At 69.2% G+C, this 20,839-nt stretch carries 16 protein-coding genes and 1 pseudogene; 8 read left to right on the top strand and 9 right to left on the bottom strand.

Annotated features, from left to right (window positions below):
• A pseudogene (locus ACSAMQ_RS15440) lies at positions 1 to 312 on the top strand (hypothetical protein); the annotation flags it as partial.
• Positions 313 to 435: 123 nt separating this feature from the next.
• Here the strand turns inward: ACSAMQ_RS15440 and ACSAMQ_RS15435 are convergent.
• Together ACSAMQ_RS15435 and ACSAMQ_RS15430 are read right to left on the bottom strand one after the other, a co-directional pair.
• Positions 436 to 1,809: a PepSY-associated TM helix domain-containing protein gene (locus ACSAMQ_RS15435; RefSeq protein WP_435396493.1), complete on the bottom strand. Its 1,374-nt coding sequence runs from the start codon at positions 1,807 to 1,809 to the stop codon at positions 436 to 438.
• A gap of 1 nt (position 1,810) precedes the next feature.
• Positions 1,811 to 3,973 (bottom strand): TonB-dependent receptor, encoded by a 2,163-nt coding sequence (locus tag ACSAMQ_RS15430; RefSeq protein ID WP_435396492.1) that lies wholly within the window; start codon positions 3,971 to 3,973, stop codon positions 1,811 to 1,813.
• Positions 3,974 to 4,551: 578 nt separating this feature from the next.
• On the opposite strand from ACSAMQ_RS15430, the gene ACSAMQ_RS15425 reads away from it, so the two are divergent.
• Positions 4,552 to 5,598 (top strand): lipid A deacylase LpxR family protein, encoded by a 1,047-nt coding sequence (locus tag ACSAMQ_RS15425; RefSeq protein WP_435396491.1) that lies wholly within the window; start codon positions 4,552 to 4,554, stop codon positions 5,596 to 5,598.
• An 808-nt stretch (positions 5,599 to 6,406) separates the two neighbouring features.
• Here ACSAMQ_RS15425 and ACSAMQ_RS15420 read toward each other — a convergent pair.
• The 5 genes from ACSAMQ_RS15420 to ACSAMQ_RS15400 all read right to left on the bottom strand — a co-directional run bounded on the left by ACSAMQ_RS15420 (position 6,407) and on the right by ACSAMQ_RS15400 (position 12,132).
• On the bottom strand, positions 6,407 to 7,528 hold the full coding sequence (locus ACSAMQ_RS15420; protein WP_435396490.1) for a hypothetical protein: 1,122 nt from the start codon (positions 7,526 to 7,528) through the stop codon (positions 6,407 to 6,409).
• Between the two features lie 174 nt (positions 7,529 to 7,702).
• Complete coding sequence (locus ACSAMQ_RS15415; RefSeq protein ID WP_435396489.1) at positions 7,703 to 7,882, bottom strand: hypothetical protein; 180 nt, start codon at positions 7,880 to 7,882, stop codon at positions 7,703 to 7,705.
• Between the two features lie 89 nt (positions 7,883 to 7,971).
• Positions 7,972 to 10,116 carry a peptidase domain-containing ABC transporter gene (locus tag ACSAMQ_RS15410; RefSeq protein WP_435396488.1) on the bottom strand — a complete coding sequence of 715 codons (2,145 nt, stop codon included), beginning with the start codon at positions 10,114 to 10,116 and terminating at the stop codon, positions 7,972 to 7,974.
• A complete protein-coding gene (locus tag ACSAMQ_RS15405; protein WP_435396487.1) occupies positions 10,113 to 10,700 on the bottom strand; it encodes an HlyD family secretion protein in 588 nt (195 codons plus the stop codon). Before ACSAMQ_RS15405 ends, ACSAMQ_RS15410 begins: the two co-directional genes overlap by 4 nt.
• Positions 10,701 to 10,911: 211 nt before the next feature.
• Positions 10,912 to 12,132 carry a DUF418 domain-containing protein gene (locus ACSAMQ_RS15400; RefSeq protein WP_435396486.1) on the bottom strand — a complete coding sequence of 407 codons (1,221 nt, stop codon included), beginning with the start codon at positions 12,130 to 12,132 and terminating at the stop codon, positions 10,912 to 10,914.
• A gap of 128 nt (positions 12,133 to 12,260) precedes the next feature.
• On the opposite strand from ACSAMQ_RS15400, the gene ACSAMQ_RS15395 reads away from it, so the two are divergent.
• The 4 genes from ACSAMQ_RS15395 (at position 12,261) to ACSAMQ_RS15380 (ending at position 18,896) form a co-directional block, all read left to right on the top strand.
• On the top strand, positions 12,261 to 13,769 hold the full coding sequence (locus ACSAMQ_RS15395) for an ATP-binding protein (protein ID WP_435396485.1): 1,509 nt from the start codon (positions 12,261 to 12,263) through the stop codon (positions 13,767 to 13,769).
• Positions 13,766 to 14,428, top strand: a complete 663-nt coding sequence (locus ACSAMQ_RS15390; protein ID WP_435396484.1) for a response regulator — start codon at positions 13,766 to 13,768, stop codon at positions 14,426 to 14,428. Before ACSAMQ_RS15395 ends, ACSAMQ_RS15390 begins: the two co-directional genes overlap by 4 nt.
• Positions 14,429 to 14,861: 433 nt before the next feature.
• Positions 14,862 to 17,969 (top strand): autotransporter domain-containing protein, encoded by a 3,108-nt coding sequence (locus tag ACSAMQ_RS15385; RefSeq protein WP_435396483.1) that lies wholly within the window; start codon positions 14,862 to 14,864, stop codon positions 17,967 to 17,969.
• A gap of 297 nt (positions 17,970 to 18,266) precedes the next feature.
• Positions 18,267 to 18,896 carry a LysE family translocator gene (locus ACSAMQ_RS15380; protein WP_435396482.1) on the top strand — a complete coding sequence of 210 codons (630 nt, stop codon included), beginning with the start codon at positions 18,267 to 18,269 and terminating at the stop codon, positions 18,894 to 18,896.
• Positions 18,897 to 18,899: 3 nt separating this feature from the next.
• Here the strand turns inward: ACSAMQ_RS15380 and ACSAMQ_RS15375 are convergent, their stop codons facing one another.
• Entirely contained in the window at positions 18,900 to 19,184 is a 285-nt protein-coding gene (locus ACSAMQ_RS15375) for a DUF4031 domain-containing protein (protein WP_435396481.1), read from the bottom strand.
• A 147-nt stretch (positions 19,185 to 19,331) separates the two neighbouring features.
• Here ACSAMQ_RS15375 and gloA2 point away from each other — a divergent pair, with 147 nt between their 5' ends.
• On the top strand, positions 19,332 to 19,721 hold the full coding sequence (gene gloA2, locus ACSAMQ_RS15370; RefSeq protein WP_435396480.1) for an SMU1112c/YaeR family gloxylase I-like metalloprotein: 390 nt from the start codon (positions 19,332 to 19,334) through the stop codon (positions 19,719 to 19,721).
• Between the two features lie 18 nt (positions 19,722 to 19,739).
• On the opposite strand, the gene ACSAMQ_RS15365 is transcribed toward gloA2, so the two are convergent.
• Entirely contained in the window at positions 19,740 to 20,672 is a 933-nt protein-coding gene (locus ACSAMQ_RS15365) for a rhodanese-like domain-containing protein (protein ID WP_435396479.1), read from the bottom strand.
• On the opposite strand from ACSAMQ_RS15365, the gene ACSAMQ_RS15360 reads away from it, so the two are divergent.
• On the top strand, positions 20,655 to 20,839 hold a 185-nt coding region (locus ACSAMQ_RS15360), incomplete at its 3' end, for a hypothetical protein (RefSeq protein WP_435396478.1). The two genes, ACSAMQ_RS15365 and ACSAMQ_RS15360, sit on opposite strands and share 18 nt — an antisense overlap.

Here is a 20,839-nt window from a genome sequence, read left to right as displayed (position 1 = left end):
GCCGCTGCGGCGACTGCACCGGCGACCCCGGCGACCGCCGCGCAGTCGGCCACGCCGGCGGGCCACGGCTATTGCCCGATCAAGCCCGCGAAGGCGTCCAAGGCCGCGGGTTCGCTCGCCAAGGCCAAGCCGCGCGCTTCGCGGCCGATATCGAAGAACAAACGTGTCGCTTCGCGCGGCACCGGCTTCACGGCGAAGCCGCGTCGCGCTGCGACGCGGGTCGCCGCCCAGACACCGCCTCCCGCCCCTCCGTCGGGTGCGGTGGCCCTGCCGTCGCGCTGGTGCGACGAGGCTTCGGCCCGGGTCGACTAGACCTGGCCGACGCATCAGCGTCCCCGGCAGGGGGCGCTACCGGCCCCGGTACGCTGGACCGGGGCCGGTAGTCGCTTTTCGCGATGGCTCGGTCGCGAGGTTTTATCGCGCAATCGCGCAGCATCAGCGCAGCGCGGCCTGCAGGCGCGGCAGGCGCGCGATCAGCCAGCGGTCGAGTGCGAACACGAGCAGCAAGCAGGCGCCGAGCAAGGGAAACAGCAGGCCGCAGCCGACTGCGATGGCGACGACGGTCTTCGTCCGGGCCGGAGTCGCCGCGCGCGGCGCGCCCATGCGGCCGCTCGGGCGCCGCCGCCACCACATCCACGTTCCGCTGAAGCACAGGCCGACCACGCCCAGGCACGGCAGCAACATCAGCAACTGATTGGCGCGGCCGAAGTAATTGCCCATGTGCAATTGCACGCCGAGCTCGACCGCCTGCGCCGCCCAACCGTAGTCGGCGAAGCCGGTGTCGCCGGCGACCGTCCCGCGATAGCGGTCGATCTGCACGCTGCGCTGGCCTTGCGGCCGATCCGGATACACCACCGCGGTGTAGACGCCGTCGGCGCTCTGCGGCAAGGACAAACGATAGTCGGCGAGCAAGCCCCGTGCGGCGAGTGCGCGGACCGCGGCGTCGATGCCGATGTCGGTCGCCGGCGCAGGCGATACGCCGTGATGCGTGGCGTGATGCGAATGCGCGGAGCGCGGCATCGGCGCGTCGCGCAAAGCCCACGGGGTTTCGCCGATCGCCTGCGCCATGGTCGGTGCGGCAGCGGCCCCGGCCGGGCCGTGATGGCGATGCTGCTCGGGATAGCCGATGCCCAGCGACTGGGTGCCGGTGCGCAGCAGATCGCCCCAGACCCCGGCCCAGGGCAGGCCGGTCAGGATCAGGAACACGGTCAGCGCCGAGGTCCACACCCCGACCGCACCGTGCAGGCTGCGCCAGAACCCGCGCCCGCGCGCGCGCAGGTCGGGCCACAGCGCGCGATGCCAACCCGGGCCGGACGGCCACCACAGGTACAGGCCGGTCGCGATCAACAACAGCGCCCAACACGCGGCCAATTCGACTACGGCATCGCCGAAACGGCCGAGCAGCAGCGAGCCGTGCACGGTGTCGGCGAAACCGACCAGGGTGCGGGTGTAGACGAAGGCGCCGTGGACCCGGGCGGTGCCCGGGTCGACGAACACCCGCAGCGGCTCGCCCCGCGCCGGCGTCACGAACACTTGCGCGGTGCGCCGCGGCTGCGAGGGCAGGTCGATGCGCGTCGCCGTGCCCGGATACGCGGATTGCGCCGCGGCGATCAGGCGCGACGGCGGCAGCGCGGCGCGGCGTTCGGGGGCGAAGCGCAGGGCCGGATGGACCGCATCCTCGATCTCGTCGTTGAACAGGTAGATCGAGCCGGTGATCGCCAGAATCAGCAGCAGGGGCGCGACGAACAGGCCGGCATAGAAATGCCACCGCCAGACCGCGCGATAAAGATCATGAGCGGCCGCGGCCATGTCAGAACGAGCGCGAATAGGTCAGCTCGAGCGAGCGCGGCGCGCCGAGGTAGACCTGGGTCGCGCTATAGCCCGACCACTGGGCGTAGAACGCATTGCCGAGATTGCGCAGGCGCAGGCTGTAGCGACTGGCCGGCGAGGGTTCCCAGGCGACCGAGGCGTCGGCGAGGGTATGCGAGCGGACCCGATAGGCGTTGGCGTTGTCGGTGTAGAAGTCGCCGACGTGGCGCAGGCCGAGGCCGAAGCTCAAGGGCAAGCCCGCAAGGCGATACCACGCATCGAGGTTGGCGCTGCGCTCGGGCACGTTGGGCGGGCGGTTGCCGCTGCGGTCGGCGCCGCCGCTCTCGAGCAGGCGGTCGAAACGCGCCGACAACAGCGCGGCGCTGGCGTCGATGCGCAGGCGCGGCGTCAACTGGCCGCTCAGCGAGAACTCGATCCCGCGCGAGGACTGCCGGCCGTTCTGAACGGTCAGCGCCGGCTGCAGCGGGTCGCGGGTCAGGATGTCGTCCTGGCGCAGGCGGTAGGCGGACGCGGTCGTTTGCAGGCGGTCGTCGAACCATCGGCTGCGCAGGCCGATCTCGATCGAATCGCCTTCGCTGAGCTCGAAGGCGTTGTTGCGTTGCTGGAGGGTGAGGAACGAACTTACCGGCAGCACCGCATTGCTGTACTGCGCATACAACTGGGTGCCGGGGCGCAGATCGAACACGCTGCCGAGCCGCCACGAGGTCGGGCTGAAGCGACGGCGGAACCCGCTGCGCAGGCCGGTATCGAGATCGAGACCGCGTCGCGCGAGCGAGATGCGCTCGTGGCGCAAGCCGCCGACCAGCAGCCAGCGCGGGTTGAGGTTGATCGCGTCCTCCACGAACACCGCGGCGACGTCGACGCGGGTGCCGAAATCGTTGCGGCCGTCGCGAAAATTGGCGGCGGTGTCGGCCGGAAAACGGCCGCGATCCTGCGCCTGCAGGTCCACCGGCGCGGCGCGGCCGAAGCGGCGCAGGTTGAAGAAATCGGTATCGCTGTAGTCCAGCCCGGCCGCGAACAGGTGCCGGCGCCCGCCGAGGCGGCCGTCGCGGCGCAGGCTCAGGCGCTGGTTCCAGACCCGCTGCTCGTGGTGGATGCGCGCGCTGCTGCGGTCGAGCAGGCCGCTGGCGAGGTTGTAGCTGAAGTCCTCGGTGTTGTCCCAGCGACGCCGCGCATCGTAGACGCTGAACTCGTTGCTGAGCGACCAGGCCTCGTCGATGCGATAGTCCAGGCGCGAGCGCAGCCAGGTCGAATGTGCGTCCATGCGGCCATCGGCGACGTTGTAGTTGCGTTCGCGCGCGGCGCGGTCGATGGTCAGGCCGTAGGCGTTGTCGACCAGTCCGCTCGGCGCGCTGGCCGCCGCGCGCGGCACCAGCGGCGTGCCGAAATAGGCGGTATCGAAATCGTCGCGCTGATGATCGAGCGCGAGCGAGGCCGACAGGCGTTCGTTCGGGCGCCACAGGAGCGAGCCGCTGAACGCCAGCGCCGCCGACTCGGTGTCGTCGACGTGGCCGTCGGCGCGGTTGGCGCTGAGCACGCCGCGGACCGCCAGGCGCTCGTTGAGCGGCAGGTTGCCGTCGAGGCCGAGGCGAGCGCTGTCGTGGCTGCCGTAACCGAGCAGCAGTTCGCCGCTGGGGGCGTCGAGCTGCGCGCTCTTGGGCACGTAGTTGATCGCCCCGGCGAGCACGCCCTCGCCGTACAGCACCGAGGCCGGCCCCTTCAGCACTTCGATGCGTTCGAAATTGAAGCTGTCCCAGTTGCGCGAGGAAAAGCCCGAACTGGTCAGGCGCACGCCGTCGAACAGATAGGACACCGCGCCGCTCGCGAAGCCGCGCATCGAGGCCACCCCGGGCTGGCCCGGCAGATTGCCGGCCATGACCCCGGGCATCGCGCGCAGCGCCTCCACGCTGTCGCGCAGGCCGCGCGCCTGGAGTTCGCGCTGGTCCAGCACGTCGAGGGTCGCAGGGAGCTCCTCCGGATCGAGGCCGAGCCGGCTGGCGGTGGCGACCGAGCGCATCGGTGCCGGTGCGGCCACCACGCGCACCGCGTCGAGGTCGACCGCCGTGCCGTCGGCAAGGGCGAGCTGCGGCAGCAGGAGCGCGGCAAGGGAGGCGAAGGCGAGGGTGGAGAGACGGTGGTGCATCGGCGAGATCCGGACTCGGAACGGCGGCCGCGCGGCCAGGGGGGCGCGGGTGCGGTGGAGAGGAGAGGGGCGGCGCTTGCAGCGGCCGGGCGCGCAGATGCTAGGCGGGGCGGTGCCGCGGGCGGCTGCGGCAAGTTGCCGCAGTGCGCGCTTCGAGCTGCGCTCGTCGCGTTCGCAGCCGCGGCGACGGGTTCCGGCCCATGCTGGCGGCGCGCACTTCTATCGCTTCGAGTACACGCTGTCCGAGGCGACCCGACCGCCTGCGAATCGGGCGTCGCGCATCGTGGGGAGCGATCTGCCCGAACGAATGGCCGAGCTCGCCGCCGGTCCGGCCGGCACACCGGGCAAAGACGCCGGCCGGCGTCTCAAGCACCATCGACGGGACAATCCATCACGGTTCTGCGAGCGCCGCGGCGCGGCTTCCGTGCGAACGTGTGCGCCGATCCTCGACCGCCACGCCGACCTGCGGGCCGCGCGCGCGGTGTCTGATCGGCGCTTGCATGCGCGTCGCACGACCTCGCCGCGGAGCATCGGGCGAGGCCGTTCCGTCCGGTTCGTTCGTCTCGATTAATTCTTCCATGCGCCAGACCGCTGTCCTGCTTTCGGCTCTCCTGTTCGCGACCGGCGCGCACGCCGCCGGGCGCGAGGCCTGCACCAACGGCAATACCCGCCTGCCGCCCACGGTCAACCTGCGCCTCGACAACGATTTGTTCGGCGGCCAGGACCAGGGCTACAGCAACGGCATCCAGCTGACCCTGGTCTCGCCGAACCTGGCCGACTACACCGACGACCCCTGCATTCCGCGCCTGGCGCGTTGGGTCAACCGACATCTCGATGCACTCCAGCCCGAGGGCTTCGAGCAGCGCAACATGATCGCGACCTTCGCCCAGGGCATCTTCACCCCGACCGACTACACCCGCCGCGACCTCATCGAAGACGACCGGCCGTACGCAGCGGCCTTGCTGGTCGGCCTGGGCTATAACGCGCGCAAAGGCGACTACCTGCAGACCACGCAACTGCAGTTCGGCCTGGTCGGGCCGTCGGCGCTGGGCAAGCAAGTGCAGAACGAAGTGCACAAGATGCTCGGCGACGAGACTTTCCGTGGTTGGGATCATCAATTGCGCGACGAGCCGGTGTTCCGCATCGTCCACGAGCGCATGCATCGCTACTCGGCCGGCGACGCCCACAACGGCCGTTGGGGCTGGGATGCGATATCGCACTACGGCGGCAGCTTCGGCAACCTGGCGACCTACGCCAATGCCGGCGCGGAACTGCGCTTCGGCCTGCGCCTGCCCGACGACTTCGGCAGCACCCCGTTGCGTCCGGCCGGCGAGAACACCGCGCCGACCCAGCACTACAACACCGGCGACCGCCGCTTCGGCGCGCACATGTTCGTGACCTTCGATGCGCGCTGGGTGTTGCGCGACATCACCCTGGACGGCAACACCTTCCGCGACAGCCACAGCGTGGACAAGCGGCCGCTGGTGGCCGATGTCGGTTATGGCCTGGCGCTGATGCGAGGGCGATGGAAGTTCGCCTTGGCGCGGTATCACCGCACCCGGGAGTTCGAAGGCCAGACGCAGACCCCGGTGTTCGGTAGCTTCACCGTGAGCCGGGCGTTCTGAGGGACGAGTCTGGGGCCGTATCGGCCTGCCTCTGTGTAGGCGCGGCGCGAGCCGCGACCGCGAGGCCTCGATCTCGCGGCGTTAGTCGTGTGCTCCCCCGATGGTCCGCGCCGGCGGCCGCAGGTTCGCGGTCGCGACTCGCGTCGCTCCTGCCCCGGCGAATGTGCGTCGCTTCGATGGATGACATCGGCATGGAGATGCCTGCGCGTCCCGTGGTCGCGGCTTACGCCGCTCCTACAGGGGATGGCTCCGCGCACTCGGATTTCTATTGCTGGCTGTGGCTGTGGCTGTGGCTGTGGCTTTGGCTGTGCGCGGTCTTGTCCTCGCGAAGGCCATCGAAGACCCGGAGGGCGGCGCGCAGGGATGCGCGCCGTTTTTCATCGGGACAGGGATGTCCCGTATGAAAAATCACCGCGTATGCATCGAACGTGCGGGCCTGTGATTCAAAACAAAGCACTTTTCTTTGGTTACCTTTCTTTTGTTGCTTTAGACAAAAGAAAGTAACCCGCCGCTTTAGTGGCGGAAGCTTTGGGTTTGATCTTGATCTTCATCTCAAGGCGAAATGCGCCACAAAACCGTCGCAGCGATGTCGCGGCTTGCGCCGCTCCTACCCCCAGCGAGAGCAAGCCGCTTCGACGAATGGCGAAGGCCTTGTCGCCTCTGCGCATCCCGTGATCGCGGCTCGCCCCGCTCCTACAGGGGACCCCCACTCGCGCCGCAAGACCGCCACAGCGATGTCGGGGCTTGCGCCGCTCCTATAAGGCATACCGAAGCCACAGACGCGCCGAACGACCGCGCACAGTCGTCCTCACTCCATGGTAATCCCCGCCGCCGCCGGACTTCGATCCTTCAAGGTCTCGCTGGCCTGCGCCCACCACTCGCGATGTTCCTCGCTGGCGCAATACTCGGCATAAGACAGCTTGGCGATGGTCGCCAGCGAATAATCCGGACGGCCCTCGGCCAGCATCGCGCTCATCGCCCGCAACAGCGGCAGCGAAGGCAGCAGGTCCTCGATGAACAGGAATTGGCCGGCCTGATTCACTTCGAGGAAATGCGCATCGCCGTTGCCGTCGATGGCCAGGTCGATGCAGCCGAACACCAGGCCGAGCTCGCGCATCAGGGCGGCGAGCTTGGCCTGGTCGGCCGACGAGAGTTCGCCGACCTCGGCACGCAGGCCCTGGGTGTTCTGGGGCACGCGCCAGTCGACGAAACCGTCGTCGTGCTGGGCGTACAGGCGGGCGGCGAAGTAACGGTTGCCGATCGCGGTCACGCGCAGGTCGTGGCGTTTGTCGACGTAGACCTGGTAGATGCCGGGGCAGTGCAGCAGGCTCTGGTCGTCTTCGAGCATCGCCGGTTCGACGATGCGCGCGTAGGTGCTGAACATGCGGCCGCTTTCGGCGTCCTTCCAGGTATGGGTCAGGAAGGGCTTGTAGACCACGCGGCCGTGGCGCTGGACGAAACGGCGGATTTCGGCCGGGTCGTGCGAGACCAGGGTGGGCGGGAAGCGCAGGCCGCAGTGATGGGCAGCGCGCAGTTGCACCAGTTTGTTCTCGGCCATCGCCGCGGCGGCGGGACGGTTGACCCACAGCCGGTCGGTGCCCTGATCGGTCAGGGCGTACACGTTCTTGAGGAAGCGTCCCCATTCGCCACGCAGGAACGGCTGGTCGCCGGCATGCGCGCGCGGGAAGGATTCGGGGTTGCGCGGGCGCCGGTACCAGACCGTGCCGACGTGCGCGTCGTCGAGCGGGCCGCTCATGCGCAGGCCGAGGTCGGGATCGCAGTGCAGGGACATCGCGCCGAGTTCGGCTTCGGCCAACGAACTCAGCCAGGTCGCGTCGAGGCCGCTGGCGCGCAAGGCCCAGCGCGCGGCGGAAGCGTGGATGTCGTGGGCCAGCGAGGACAGGATCAGCGGACGGCGAGGAGCGGGCATGGAGGCGTTTCGCATCGAATCATCGAAAACGGCACGCCCCGTCGGACGGGGCGTGCCGGATCATGCGCTGGGCGAGGATTTACGCGTACGTCGCTCGCGCGCGAGTCCACCCTGGCCTGTCGCATGGACTGCATCCGATCCTGCGATCGGCGTTATCGGTGCTGCGGCGGGCGATTACAGGACGTCGGGATCGCCCGGGTCGTCGCCGTTCGGACCGGTGGCGTGGGTGGTGTCGCCCTTGCCGCCGGAGATCGCTGCGATCTCGTCCAGCGAAAGTTCGCGCGCCGCGATGCGGGCGAGCGGGCGGGCGGCTTCGTCCTGAGGCAGAGCGTTGTTGCTGTCTTGCTTACTCATGGAGCGTTCTCCTAAACCGTAGAGTGCCAGGATGAGTTGATAGGCCGTCCCGGCGTCGGCACGAGCATCGATGCTAGCAACTATGAAAGTCATGGTTTGCTAATCGCGATCTCACTTTCGCGCTGAATGCGCGAAGCGATAGGGATTGCAAACTCGGGTGTTGTGATCTGTTCACTGACGCCGTTGCGCAGGGCGACGACGCGGTCGGCGCTGCGAATCGTGTCGGGCCGGTGGGCGATGACGATGCGGGTCATGCGCAGGGCGGAAATCTCGCGATTGATTTCGTGCTCGCGGGCGACGTCGAGGTGACTGGTAGCCTCGTCGAGCAACAGGATCGCCGGCGCCCGGTACAGGGCGCGCGCCAGCAGCACGCGTTGTTTCTGGCCGCCCGACAGCGACGAGCCCAGGTCGCCGACCAGCGACTCGTAGCCCATCGCCATCGCCGCGATGTCCTCGTGGATGCGCGCCGCGCGCGCCGCCGCTTCGATGCGCGCAGGGTCGGCGGCATGGTCGAAGGAGGCGATGTTCTCGCCGATCGAGCCGGCGAACAGCACGTCCTCCTGCATCACGGCGCCGAACAACTCGCGGTAGGCGGCCAGGCCGTAGTCGTGGATGTCGACTCCGCCGATGCGGATCGTGCCCGAACTCGGCCGCAGCAGGCCGAGAATCAGCTTGGCCAGGGTGGTCTTGCCGCAGCCCGAGGGGCCGACGATCGCGACCGATTCGCCGGCCTCGATGCTGAAGCTGCAATCGCGCAGGATCCACGGCTCGTCGTCGGCATAGCGGAAGCTGAGCCGGTCGATCTCGATGTGCGGCGCCGGCACCGGCCCGGCGTAGTCGGTGTGCACATGCGCCTCGGGCGGCTCGAAGGCGATGTCGGCGATGCGCTGCCCGTGCAGGCCGAGCAGGCGCAGGTCGACGAGTTTGTCGATCAGGCTGCCGGTGCGGGTGGCGAACAGGTCGGCGTAGGCGACGAACACCACCATCATGCCGGCGCTGAAGCGGCCCTGCAGGGTCAGCCAGGCGCACAGCCAGATCAGCAGCACGCGCTGGGCGCCGAACACCAGCTTCGACAGCGCCGAGAACACCGCGGTGGTGCGGCTGATCGCGGCCTCGCGGTTGGCGACCTCGACGCTGGCGTTGGCGATGCGCCCGCGGCGGTCGTCCTGCTGGTTGCCGAGCTTGATCGTCTGCACGCCCTGGATCGACTCGATCAACAGGCTCTGCTGCCTGGCGACCTGGATCAGCTGTTCTTCCTTGAGCCGCCACAGCCGACGGTACGCCGCCCAGCGCAGCGCCGCGTACACGGCGAATGCGGCCAGGACCACGGCGGTCAACGGTGGGCTGTAGAACAGCAGCAGCGCCAGCACCAGGGTCACGGTGAGACCGTCGAGCAAGCTCTCGACGAAACTGCCGGTCAGGGTCTGCTGGATCGCCTGCACCGAGACGAAGCGCGACATCACCCCGCCGACGTGCCGCTTCTCGAAAAAATCCAGCGGCAGCCGCATCAGGTGGCCGAACAGGTTGGCCAGCCATTGCGAATTCAGGGCCGCGCCGAGGTCGGCGACCAGCCAGCCGCGCATCGCCGTCAGCGTCGCCTGGAACACCACCACCACCAGGAAACCGATGCCGAGCAGGTTCAACAGACCGATGTCGGCGGCGACCAGCACCCGGTCGATCACCCACTGCATCGCCAGCGGCAGCAGCAGGGTGAACACCTCCAGGCTCAGCGCCAGGATCAGGATCTGCGCGCCGGCGCGGCGCAGTCCGACGATATGGCCGGCGAGCCCGCGCAGGCTCAGGCGCTGGCGTTCGCGCATCGGCACGAAGTCGGTCTTCGGCGACAGCTCCAGGGCGATGCCGGTGTAGTGGCGGCCGAATTCGGCCAGCGGCAGGCTGACCGCGCCGCGCGCCGGGTCGTGCAGTTCGGCGCGGCCGCGGGCGATGCGCTTGAGCACGACGAAATGGTTGAGGTCCCAATGCAGCACGCAGGGCAGGCGCAGATCGGCGAGGTGCTCGATCTCGGCGCGCAAGGGCCGGCTGTCGAAACCGAGCGCGCCGGCGATCTTGATCAGGCGCGCCAGGGTGGCGCCGCGCGGCGACACCGGGAAGCGCCGGCGCAGGCTGCTCAGGTCGAGGTCGTGGCCGTGGTGGACCGCGATCATCGCCAGGCAGGCCAGGCCGCATTCGGCCAATTCGTTCTGCTGGATCACCGGCAAGGGGCGGGTGCTCACGGCCGTGGCTCCGGCGAGGTGACACGGTCCTTCGACAGCGGCGCGAGCACGAATTCGTAGAGGCGTCGCTGCTCGAGTTGCAACTCGGCATCGACGCGCATGCCCGCCCGCAGGGCTCGGGTGCCGATGCGCTGGCGCTCCAGCTCGACCCTCACCGGCCAGGCCGGCGCGTCCAGGCGCAGGCCACTGCGTCGTTGAACCTCCTCGGGCGAGACCGCTTCGGCGGCGATCGCGGCCACGCGGCCGTGCTGCACACCGTAGCGCTGATACGGAAAGGCGCGGTAGCGCAGCACCGCCGGCGTGCCGGGGCGGATCGCGGCGATCGCTCGGTCGGGCACCCACAGCTGCGCCTGCAAGGTCGAGGCGCCGCCCGATGCGGCCTGCGGCGCGGTTACCAAGATGCCGTCGACGCGCTCGCCGCGGGTGTAACGGCCGAAGGCGAGCAGGGCCAGCAGCGCGAGCAGGCCGAGCAGGGCGAGCGCGGCCATCGGCCAGCCCAGGCGCGAGATCGGCAGGCGGATGCTGCCGAGCCAGCGTTGTTTCCTGGCGTCGAGCATTTCGCGCCTGAACAGGTCTTCGTGCACGCGAGCCTCAGACGCGCAGCGCGGATCGGAGGGCGCAACCCGGCGAACCCATGGCGATCATGCGGCGTCTGTCGTCTCCTGCTGATACGGCTCGGTCGCTGAGTGTCGTACAAGGCCGAAGGCGTTTCCAGGTCGCCATTGTCGAACGCCGTCACGGTTCGCAGGGATCGCCACAGATCGTTCAGGCCCGTCGCGACGACGATCCATGCCTTCAATCCGCTTCGCGTGCGGACCTGCGCCAGCGCGGCCAGGCGCCGAGGGTGAGCGCGCGCAACAGCCATTCGGCCGGACCGAAGCCGTGGTACTGCATCCACCACGCGCTGAACCTTAACTGCGCGCCGAACAAGACGAGGGCGAACGCCAGCACCGCGAACGGCGAGAGCCGGCCCATCAGGCCGAGGCCGTAGCCGGTGAACACCCACGCAGCGGCGGCCGATTGCAGCAGATAGTTCGACAAGGCCATGCGTCCGGCCGGAGCCAGCGATCGCACGAGCCCCGGGCCGGCGCGGCCGTTGAAGCCCTCGATGGCCAGCGCGATATAGGCGCCGGTCAGCAGCGGCGCGGTCAGCAGGCTCAGGGCCAGTGCCGCCAGTTCCAGCGCGCCGCCGGGTGCGAAGGTGGAGACGCCGGCGTAAAACGCCGCCGCCGGCAGGCCGATGCTCAAGCCGTAAAGACGCAGCCGGCGCGACAGAGGCCGATAAGCCTCCGGTCGCGCGAGTACCCGGCGGCGGCCGGCGACCAGCCCGATCAAGAACATCGCCAGTGCGCACGGCGCCTGCACGAAGACCAGCACGACGCCGGTCGAGGTCAATTCGCGCATGCGCTCGGCGACGACCGCACCGGGACTGCCGGTGAAACCGTCCAGGATCGCCTGCGCTTGCAGTGCGGCGGCGCGCGCGTCGACCGCGACGGTTTCGCCGTCGATCCGAGCCAGCGAGACCAGCAAGGCCAACCCGGCCCAGGCGACGGCGGTCGCCACGATCAGGGCCAGCGCGCAGCCCAGCGCCGCGCGCTCGGACCGCGCGCGCATCGCCAGCAGGACCAGACCCATCGCCGCATAGGTGCCGAGGATGTCGCCATGGAACAACAGCAGCGCATGGGCCAGGCCGATCGACCACAGCCCGAGCAGGCGCCGCAGCATGCGCGGTACGAAAGCCTCGCCGGCGCGCTGCGCCGAGTCGAGCTGCAGGCTGAAGCTGTAGCCGAACATGAAGGAGAACAGCAGATAGAACTTCATTTCGAACACGCCGGCGACGAGCAGGCGCACGGCGCGGTCGAGCATGCCGTCGTGAACCGGGTCGGGCAGGCCCAGACCGTAATAGGGCGAGGCGAATACCCCGAGGTTGACGACCAGGATGCCGAACAGAGCGAAACCGCGCAGGGCGTCGAGACGGTCGATGCGCGTGGGAGCGGCGCGGGACGGAGCGGTCATGAGTGCGGCGCGAACCAGGGAAGACGGATGCTGCGCGTCGCCGCCGCAGGCCCGCATCCGGCCCGCGACGGGAGCGATCCAGGACGTTTGGCGGATTCGCCGCGCGCGGAAACTGGAATACTGGCGGCATGAGCGAACCCCCCGCCGCACGCCCGGTGCCGGCCGCGCGCGCGCCGGCGCGCCGCTGGTGGAGCGGGCTGTTCTGGAAATGCCTGCTGTCCATGCTGATCGCTTCGTGGATCAGCACCGCGTTGCTGTCCGGCCTGGACCTGTACCTGTCGCGCGGCGAAGTGCGCGAGGCGATGGCGCCGCCGGTATTGCAGGGCGCGATGCAGCGCGAGTTGCAGCAGTTCGGCGCGCTGCCCGATCTGGCGATGACCTCGCGGGCGCAGTGCGAAGCGATCCTGCAGGCCTTGCTGGTGCGCATCGTCGGCATGGACTCGCAGGAGTGGATGAGCTCGCGCAGCTTCGCCGGCAGCACTCACGATGGCCGGCTGTCGATCCGCTATCGCGACCGCGACGGCCGCGTCTGCCGCTATCCCGCGCAGGCGAGCCCGCCGCTGGCGCAGACGCTGGAAGACCTCGAGCGCGAAGCGGTGTCCTCGCATGCGCCGGTGCCGCGCCGGCACGAGCGCGGCGGCGACTGGATCAGCGCGGTGGCCTTGCCGTTGACCCGGACCCCGGGAGCGACCCTCAGCGTCGGCCAGCACGCCGGCGGCTCGCTGGCGACCTTCATGTACATGGATTCGGGCGACATCGAAAGCCTGGCGATCTATCTGGTGCTGATCAGCGCGATGTCGGCGATCGCGGTGGCGACCTTGCTGACGCGCCGGATCGGCCACGCCGAACGCGCTGCCGATGCCTGGGCCGCGGGCCAACTCGACGCGCGCATCCACGATGCCGGCCGCGACGAGTTCGGGCGCCTGTCGCAGCGTTTCGACCGCATGGCCGACGCGCTCGGCGAAGTGATCCAGGTGCGCCAGGCGCTGGCGGTATCGGAAGAACGCAACCGGCTCGCCCGCGACCTGCACGACACCGCCAAGCAGCGCAGCTTCGCCCTCGGTCTGCAGCTGAGCGTGCTCGATCACCTCAGCCAGCGCGAAGGCGGCGAGGCGGACCCGCGCCAGACCACCCTGATCAAGGCCGCGCTCGGCCTGACCGGGCAGTTGCAGCGCGATCTGGCCGACGTGATCCAGCGCTTCTCGGCGCCGACCGTGGCCGAGCAAGGCCTGCGCAAGGCGATCGAGGACACCTGCTCGCATCTGCTCGCCGGCAGCGACATCGAATGGCGGCTGTTGCTCGACGAGGTCGCCGAGCGCGGCCTCGGCCCCTGGCCGCAGCATGCCGGGCAGTTGCTGTTGATCGCTACCGAGGCGGTCAGCAACAGCCTTCGCCACAGCGGCGCGCGCCGCATCGAAGTCGTCCTCAACAACTCCGGCAACCGTTACGGCTGGACCATCCAGGACGACGGCTGCGGCTTCGTCCCCAACGAACACGAGGTCACCGGCATGGGCCTGGCGAACATGCGGCTGCGCGCGCGCACCCTGCCGGGCGGACGGTTCCGCCTCGCCAGTTCGCCCAGCGGCACGGTGGTGACCGTGTCGTTCACCTTGGAACCGCAGGGAATTCAGGCATGAGCACGTCGGTATTGCTGGTCGACGACCACGAAGTGGTGCGCAAGGGCATCCGCAGCCTGTTGATGCTGACCGACGACTTCGAGGTCGTCGGCGAGGCCGGCGGCGGCGCCCAGGCGATCGAACTGGCGCGCGAACTCGCCCCGGACCTGATCGTGATCGACCTGATGATGCCCGACGTCGACGGGGTCGAAGCGATCCGCGCGATCAAGGGCCTGAGCCCGCGCAGCGCCATCGCGGTGCTGACCTCGACCGACCAGGACGATCTGGCTTTCGCCGCGATCGAGGCCGGCGCCCAGTCGCTGTTGTTCAAGAGCATGCTCGGCGACGAGTTGCTCGCGACCTTGCGGCGAATCGCCGGCGGCGAAGCGGTGATCCACCCCTTCGTCGCCCAGCGCATCCTCAAGGCGGTGCGGCGCAAGCGCGAACCGCGCGAAGACCCCTTCGCCTGCCTGACCGAGCGCGAGCTCGAGGTATTGCGCAAGCTCGCCGAGGGCGGCAGCAACGCGCGCATCGCCGCGGCCTTGAACATCGGCGAGAAGACGGTCAAGTCGCATCTGGGCAACGTCCTGGCCAAGCTGCACCTGGCCGACCGCACCGAAGCGGTCGCCTTCGCCTGGCGCCGCGGCCTGATGTCGGCCGAGTCGGAGCACGGTGGTTGAAGGCTTGAGAGCCCGTGCTTCGGTGAAACCCCGGCTGTCCGGCTCCACCGAACTAAAGCGCAGCCCGCCTGCGCGGGAACGACGATAGGCCGGTAATACGAAGCTCTCCAGGCTGAGTGAGGCCTCTTCCAGGCATCAATGCAGTTTGCCCTGGCCCTCGACGCCAGACTCGGCAAAGTCGAGCCGCTCGCTGCGTCGCCCGTTCTGCGCGCAAGCGTCGTTAGTCATGGCCGGCTGATGCGCGTGGGTAGGGAGGCGCACGTGTCCCTGCGTTTGTGATCACTCAGGTCGCACGAAGCTCGACCGAACACGATGCCGGCACCGGCGTCGAACGCTGCTACAAGCGCCGCCACGCCGCGCTTTCGACACGATAAGGGACTACTGACCGATGCAAGGCAACACCCGCACCACGCGTAATAGCGTTACCCGACGCATGCATGCCCGTTCTGTGCTGTCGCTCGCCATCGTCGGCGGCCTGCTCGCCGTTTCGGCGTCGGCCTCGGCGCAGAGCGCGAACCCGATGGGCCAGCTCGGCAATCCCGACAGCTGGCGCAGCGACGAATTCAACGCCGATTGGGGCCTGGCCACGATCAACGCCCAGTACGCCTATGCGCGCGGCCTGACCGGCAAGGGCATCCGCCTGGGCGTGTTCGATTCCGGTTCGGCACTGGCGCATGCGGAGTTCGGTGGGCGCAATACCAACAGCATTTCCATCGGTAACGTAGGCCACTGCGCTGACCCCTCTATCGTCGCCGGCGCCGGCGCTTGCGGGGCGACCCGCGGTGATAAGCCCGGTTACGAGTACACCGGTGTGGGTGCCGGCGTCCCGGATCGCGTTCGCCAGCTTATCGCGCAACGATTCGGACTCGGCTTTCTCTATGACGATCACGGCACCCACGTTGCTGGCACCATCGGCGCGAATCGTGACGGCCAAGGCACACACGGCGTCGCCTTTGCGTCCGATCTCACCGTTGCTCGCGTATTCGGCGACACTTACAGCGAATGGCGACTCGATCCCGACGGCTTCTACCGTCCGCGTCCGCTTTACCGCACCGATCCGGAAGACCCCGCCACTCTGGATATGTATCAGCAGGCGCAGGTGCTAGGCACGCGTGTTCTCAACCATAGCTGGGGTCCGACCCGGCGCAACGCTACGGTTGCCGACCTTGAGGCGCATTACGCCAGCTCTGGCGCGGGTTACGCGGTATACGCGAGCATCTACGCGCCCGGCGCCGACGGCAAGGCGCAGTCCGACCTGATCCAGGTGTGGGCCGCCGGCAATCAGAGCGGCGGTTTAGCGAGCATCGCCGCTACTTTGCCGCGTTGGCGACCCGAGGCGGAGCCGTATTGGGTAAGCGTGGCCAACGTGCGTCAACCCGATGCGGCGGCCGGCGAAGCCGACTACGTCATCAACGATGGCTCCAGCATTTGCGGTATGAGCATGAACTGGTGCGTTTCGGCGCCAGGCACCGATATCGGCAGCACCATCGTCGGCGGCCGCATCGACGGCGCGGTGGAGTTGACCAACGATTATCTGCGCTTCCGCATCGACAACGAGCAACCCGAGTACGGTTATGGCCTTAAGACCGGTACTTCGATGGCTGCGCCGCATGTCACAGGTGCGCTGGGTTTGCTGTTCGAGCGCTTCCCCTACATGAGTAGCCCACAGGTACGCGACGTACTACTAACGACCGCGCGAGATCTCGGCGCCCCCGGCGTCGACGAGGTTTATGGCTGGGGCCTGATCGACCTGCGCAAGGCCATCGACGGCCCGGGCCGGATCCGCGTCGACACCGACGTGGTCATGGACCGTCCGGGGGGCGGCGCCAAGGTGTGGGACGGCAAGGCCTGGGACGACTGGCGCAACGACATCGGCGGCCCCGGCGTGCTGAGCAAGTCCGGCCTCGGCTGGTTGCGCCTGAGCGGCAACAACAGCTTCGGCGGCCTCAAGGTCAAGGACGGCGTGCTCGAGCTGACCGGCACCAACACCTATGCCGCGCAGGTCGAAGGCGGCACCCTGGTCGTCAACGGCACCCTGGCCACCGCGTCGTTGCCGGTGCTCGCCGGCGGCGCCCTCGGCGGCAGCGGCCGCATCGTCGGCGACGTGCGCATCGAAGGCGCGGTCTCGCCGGGCAATTCGATCGGCACCCTGAGCGTGCAGGGCAATTACCTGCAGGCCGCAGGGTCGACCTATGTCGCCGAACTGTCGGCTGGTGGCGCCTCCGACCGCATCGACGTCAGCGGCCAGGCCCGTCTCGAAGGCGGCAAGCTGGTCGTGCTGCATGCGCCGGGCCAGTACATGCTCGGCCAGTCGTTCAACCTGATCAGCGCGGCCGGCGGCGTCAGCGGCCAGTTCGCCTCGCTCGACCAGACCGCGTTCTCGCCGTTCCTCAAGTTCGGCCTGAGCTATGCGGCCAACCAGGTCGGCATCGACGTGACCCGCGGCGCGGCGCTGGCGGCGAGCGCGCAGACCGACAACCAGCGTGCCGCGGCAGCGGCCGCCGACCGCCTCGCGATCGGCCAGGGCATTCCGCAGCCGCTGACCCAGTTGTTCCCGGAGCAGGCGCTGGCCGCACTCGATGCGCTCAGCGGCGAAGCCCATGCCAGTCTGCGTTCGGTCATGGTCGACGACCAGCGCCACGTGCGCGACGCGGCTTTGAGCCGCGCGCGCGCCGGTCGCGGCGATTTCGCCGCCGACAGCGCCGGCGAGTCCTCGCAGGGCGCCTGGGTGCAGTTGCTGAAGTCCGGCGGTACCCTCGACGGCGACGGCAATGCCGCGCGCAACGAGTACAACGGCTCGGCGACCTTGCTCGGTTACGACTATCGCTTCGACGGCGGCTGGCGGATCGGCGTGCTCGGCGGCAGCGGCCGCAGCGACAGCGACGATGCCCGCAACGACAAGGGCCGGATCAAGACCCGCCACCTGGGCGTGTACGCCGGCCAGAACTGGGGCGGTTTCGGCCTCAGCGCCGGCCTGAGCTTCGCCCGTCACGATGTCGACCTGGATCGCGGCATCGCCTTCAACGGCTTCAACGATCGCACCCGTTCCAACTACGACGCCGGCAGCAAGCAGGGCTTCGTCGAAGGCGCCTATCGCTTCGACACCGGCGCCTGGGCGTTCGAGCCGTATGCGCAGTTCGCCCAGGTGCGGGTGAACAGCGACGGCTTCCAGGAAAGCGGCGGCGCCGCGGCCTTGACCGGCCGCAGCGCCGACAGCCGGGTCAACCTGTCGACCCTCGGCTTGCGTTTCAATGTCGACCTGAAGGGTTCGCAGCAGGAGCAGAGCTGGCTGAGCCTGCGCGGCGGTCTCGGCCGTCGCCATGCCAGCGGCGACCTCAGCCCGGCGACCTCGGTGGCCTGGCGCGGCGGCGAAGCCTTCCAGGTCCACGGCGCGCCGCTGGCCGACGACGCCACCCTGCTCGAAGCCGGCATCGCCGCGCGCCTGAGCGCGAACGGTTTGCTGGAACTCAACTACAGCGGTCAACTCGCCGACGAGGCGCACGACCACGGAGTCAACGCGCGGTATTCACTGCGCTTCTAACCCCCCGCCCGAAGGGGGAGCCCCCGAAGCCGCAGCGATCCAGGTCGTTGCGGCTTCTTTTTTGCCGATCGGCGGTGGGGAAGGCAAGAGCAAACAAAGCCAAGCCGTTGCGCCAACGCCGACGAACCCACTCCCCTGCGCCTAGGTCCAAACCCAGCCCACCCCCAGCATCGCCATCCATCGTTCCCCAGCGTTGCGCCGCGCCGGCTTATGCCGGCGGCCGGGTTCGGCGATGATGAGGCTCCGCCGCCCTCGCCCCATGCGTTGCGCCGGCGCCCCACGACTCCGGAGACGCGCATGTTCGAGCTGTCGGCATTGTTGGCCTTCGCCGGCCTGGCCCTGGTCATGGTCCTGACCCCGGGACCGAACATGATCTATCTGGTCTCGCGTTCGATCTGCCAGGGCCGCAAGGCCGGGCTGATTTCGCTGGCCGGGGTCGGCGTCGGTTTCTTCTTCTATCTGTTCGCCGCCGCCTTCGGCATCACCGCGCTGTTGTTCGCGGTGCCGTACGCCTACGACGCGCTGCGCATCGGCGGCGCGGCCTACCTGCTGTGGATGGCCTGGCAGGCGGTGCGGCCCGGCGGGCGTTCGCCGTTCCAGGTCCGCGACCTCGCCGCCGACAGCCCGCGCCGCTTGTTCGCCATGGGCCTGCTGACCAGCCTGTTGAACCCCAAGGTGGCGATGTTCTACCTGGCCCTGCTGCCGCAGTTCATCGACCCTCAGCGCAGCGTGATGCTGCAGTCGCTGCTGCTCGGCAGCCTGCAGATCGCGATCAGCGTCGGCGTCAACGCCCTGATCGTCGCCGGCGCCGGCGGCATCGCCAACTTCCTGGCCGGCCGGCCGCGCTGGGTGACCGCGCAGCGCTGGGTCATGGGCGGAGTGTTGTCGGGGCTGGCGCTGCGGATGGCGGTCGACGCCCGCCGCTGAGGCTCAAGGCGCGCGGCCGGCGGCCTGGTCGCGCGCGCGCTGGATGATCGCGCGCACCTGGGCGCGGTCGCGATGGCGCGAAATCGCCACCGCGCCGAGCGCGATCGCGCGTTCGCGCATCTGCGCGGTGACGTCGTAGTGGCAACCGCTGGCCTTGTTCTGGAACGATTCGCGGCGTTTGCCGAGCAGCGCCGCGAACGCGTGGAGCTCGTCGAGTCGGTCGGCCATCAGATGCGCCCAGCGCTCGCCGCGCCAGGGCCATACCGCATCGTCGACGTAAACGGTCACCGCATCTCTCCGGAATGAATCAAGGTCGCGTCGCCGAGGATTCTGTCACGGCCGGCTGCGAGCCGGAGCGACGCAGGCGACAGGACGCGGCCAGTATCCGACAATCGCGAGGTCGCGGGCGTTCCCCCATCGTCCGCAGGAGCCCTCATGCGGATCTCGGCCATCCACCACGTCGCGATCATCTGTTCCGACTACCCGCGCTCGAAACGCTTCTATACGCAGGTACTGGGGCTGCGCGTGCTCGCCGAGGTCCATCGGGAGGCACGGCGTTCGTACAAGCTCGACCTGGCCCTGCCCGACGGTGGCCAGATCGAATTGTTCTCCTTCCCCGACCCGCCGCCGCGGCCGTCCTATCCCGAAGCCTGCGGGCTGCGCCATCTCGCCTTCGCGGTCGACGACATCGACGCCTGCGTCGCCGAACTGCAGGCGCAGGCCATCGCCGTCGAGGCGGTGCGCATCGACGAGTACACCGGGCGCCGCTACACCTTCTTCGCCGATCCCGACGGCTTGCCGATCGAGTTCTACGAACGCGGCTGAGGCGCCGCGCCGCCGGGCTCAGGCATGGGCGACGAGGTGGCCGTGTTCGCGCCACGCCTCGAAGCCGCCGGCCAGCGGACGCACGCGCTTGAAGCCGCGCCGGCGCAGCTCGCGCGCCAGGGTCGCGGCCGAGGCCTCGTTCGGGCAATCGCAGTAGACGATGGCCTCCTCGCGTCGCTCCGGCGGGACGTCGGCGAAGGGCACGTCGGCCAGCGAGGCCACGAACACCGCGCCGGGAATCCAGCCCGAGGCGTCGCGCTGCGGACGCGGCCGCACGTCGAGGACCATCGGGCCGTTGCCGTCTTCGAGCAGCCGATACAGCTCGGGCACGGTGATCCGCGCCATCCGCAGTTCGCGCAGGAACAGGCGGCGCTTGAGCAGTTTGTAGCCGACGAAGGCGGCGATCGCCGCGGCCACCAGCATCAGGCCGTAGCGGCCGAGCGTTTCCAGGCGGTCGAGCACGTCGTTGACCGCCTCATGGAACACCGCGCCGACCGCGACCGCGAGGCCGGCCCAGAGCAGGGCGCCGAGGCCGTCGTAGAAGGCGAAGCGGCGCGCGCTGGTGCCGGTCTCGCCGGCCAGGGTGGTGGCGACCGCGGCGAAACCGGGCACGAACTTGGCCACCACCAGCGACGGCGCGCCCCAGCGCGCATAGACGCCGCGGGTCGTCAGCACGCACGAGTCCGGGGACAGCGAGACCTTGCACATCAGCCGCAGCAAGGCCGCGCCGATCCGGCGCCCGCCGAGGTACCACAGGCTGTCGGCCAGCAAGGCGGCGAGCGCGGCGATCAACAGGATCGGCCACAGGCTCTGCTGCTGATCGACGGCGATCGCCGCGGTGACGATGATCGGCGGATAAGCCGGCACCGGCAGGCCGCCCTGGTCGAGGAACACGCTGACGAAGACCACGAGCAGGCCGTAGGTCTGGATCAGATGCAGCAGCGCGTCCATCGGGCGATCCTTGAGACCGTATTGCGCGGTCGGGACAGGGGGCCGCTTGGCGCAGCCGGAAAAACCACCGGCAGTCTCCGCCCGCGCGGCATCCGGCGCAATCGCGTGGCGGCGACGCAGCGTTGCGGGCGTGGCATCGGCGCCGCGTCGCGCTCGCCGGCCCGCTG

The sequence above is a fragment of the Lysobacter sp. 1R34A genome (genome assembly GCF_051217035.1).
In the GTDB taxonomy this organism is placed as follows: domain Bacteria; phylum Pseudomonadota; class Gammaproteobacteria; order Xanthomonadales; family Xanthomonadaceae; genus Lysobacter.
This window is presented reverse-complemented; position numbering and strand designations above follow the sequence as displayed.

Excerpts from the sequence above, each read along its gene's own strand:
- ACSAMQ_RS15420 (WP_435396490.1), bottom strand. The coding sequence starts at position 7,528 with ATGCCCGCTCCTCGCCGTCCGCTGATCCTGTCCTCGCTGGCCCACGAC.
- ACSAMQ_RS15425 (WP_435396491.1), top strand. The coding sequence starts at position 4,552 with ATGCGCCAGACCGCTGTCCTGCTTTCGGCTCTCCTGTTCGCGACCGGC.
- ACSAMQ_RS15385 (WP_435396483.1), top strand. The coding sequence starts at position 14,862 with ATGCATGCCCGTTCTGTGCTGTCGCTCGCCATCGTCGGCGGCCTGCTC.
- ACSAMQ_RS15365 (WP_435396479.1), bottom strand. The coding sequence starts at position 20,672 with ATGGACGCGCTGCTGCATCTGATCCAGACCTACGGCCTGCTCGTGGTC.
- ACSAMQ_RS15390 (WP_435396484.1), top strand. The coding sequence starts at position 13,766 with ATGAGCACGTCGGTATTGCTGGTCGACGACCACGAAGTGGTGCGCAAG.
- ACSAMQ_RS15430 (WP_435396492.1), bottom strand. The coding sequence starts at position 3,973 with ATGCACCACCGTCTCTCCACCCTCGCCTTCGCCTCCCTTGCCGCGCTC.
- ACSAMQ_RS15435 (WP_435396493.1), bottom strand. The coding sequence starts at position 1,809 with ATGGCCGCGGCCGCTCATGATCTTTATCGCGCGGTCTGGCGGTGGCAT.
- ACSAMQ_RS15415 (WP_435396489.1), bottom strand. The coding sequence starts at position 7,882 with ATGAGTAAGCAAGACAGCAACAACGCTCTGCCTCAGGACGAAGCCGCC.
- ACSAMQ_RS15395 (WP_435396485.1), top strand. The coding sequence starts at position 12,261 with ATGAGCGAACCCCCCGCCGCACGCCCGGTGCCGGCCGCGCGCGCGCCG.
- ACSAMQ_RS15400 (WP_435396486.1), bottom strand. The coding sequence starts at position 12,132 with ATGACCGCTCCGTCCCGCGCCGCTCCCACGCGCATCGACCGTCTCGAC.
- ACSAMQ_RS15380 (WP_435396482.1), top strand. The coding sequence starts at position 18,267 with ATGTTCGAGCTGTCGGCATTGTTGGCCTTCGCCGGCCTGGCCCTGGTC.
- gloA2 (WP_435396480.1), top strand. The coding sequence starts at position 19,332 with ATGCGGATCTCGGCCATCCACCACGTCGCGATCATCTGTTCCGACTAC.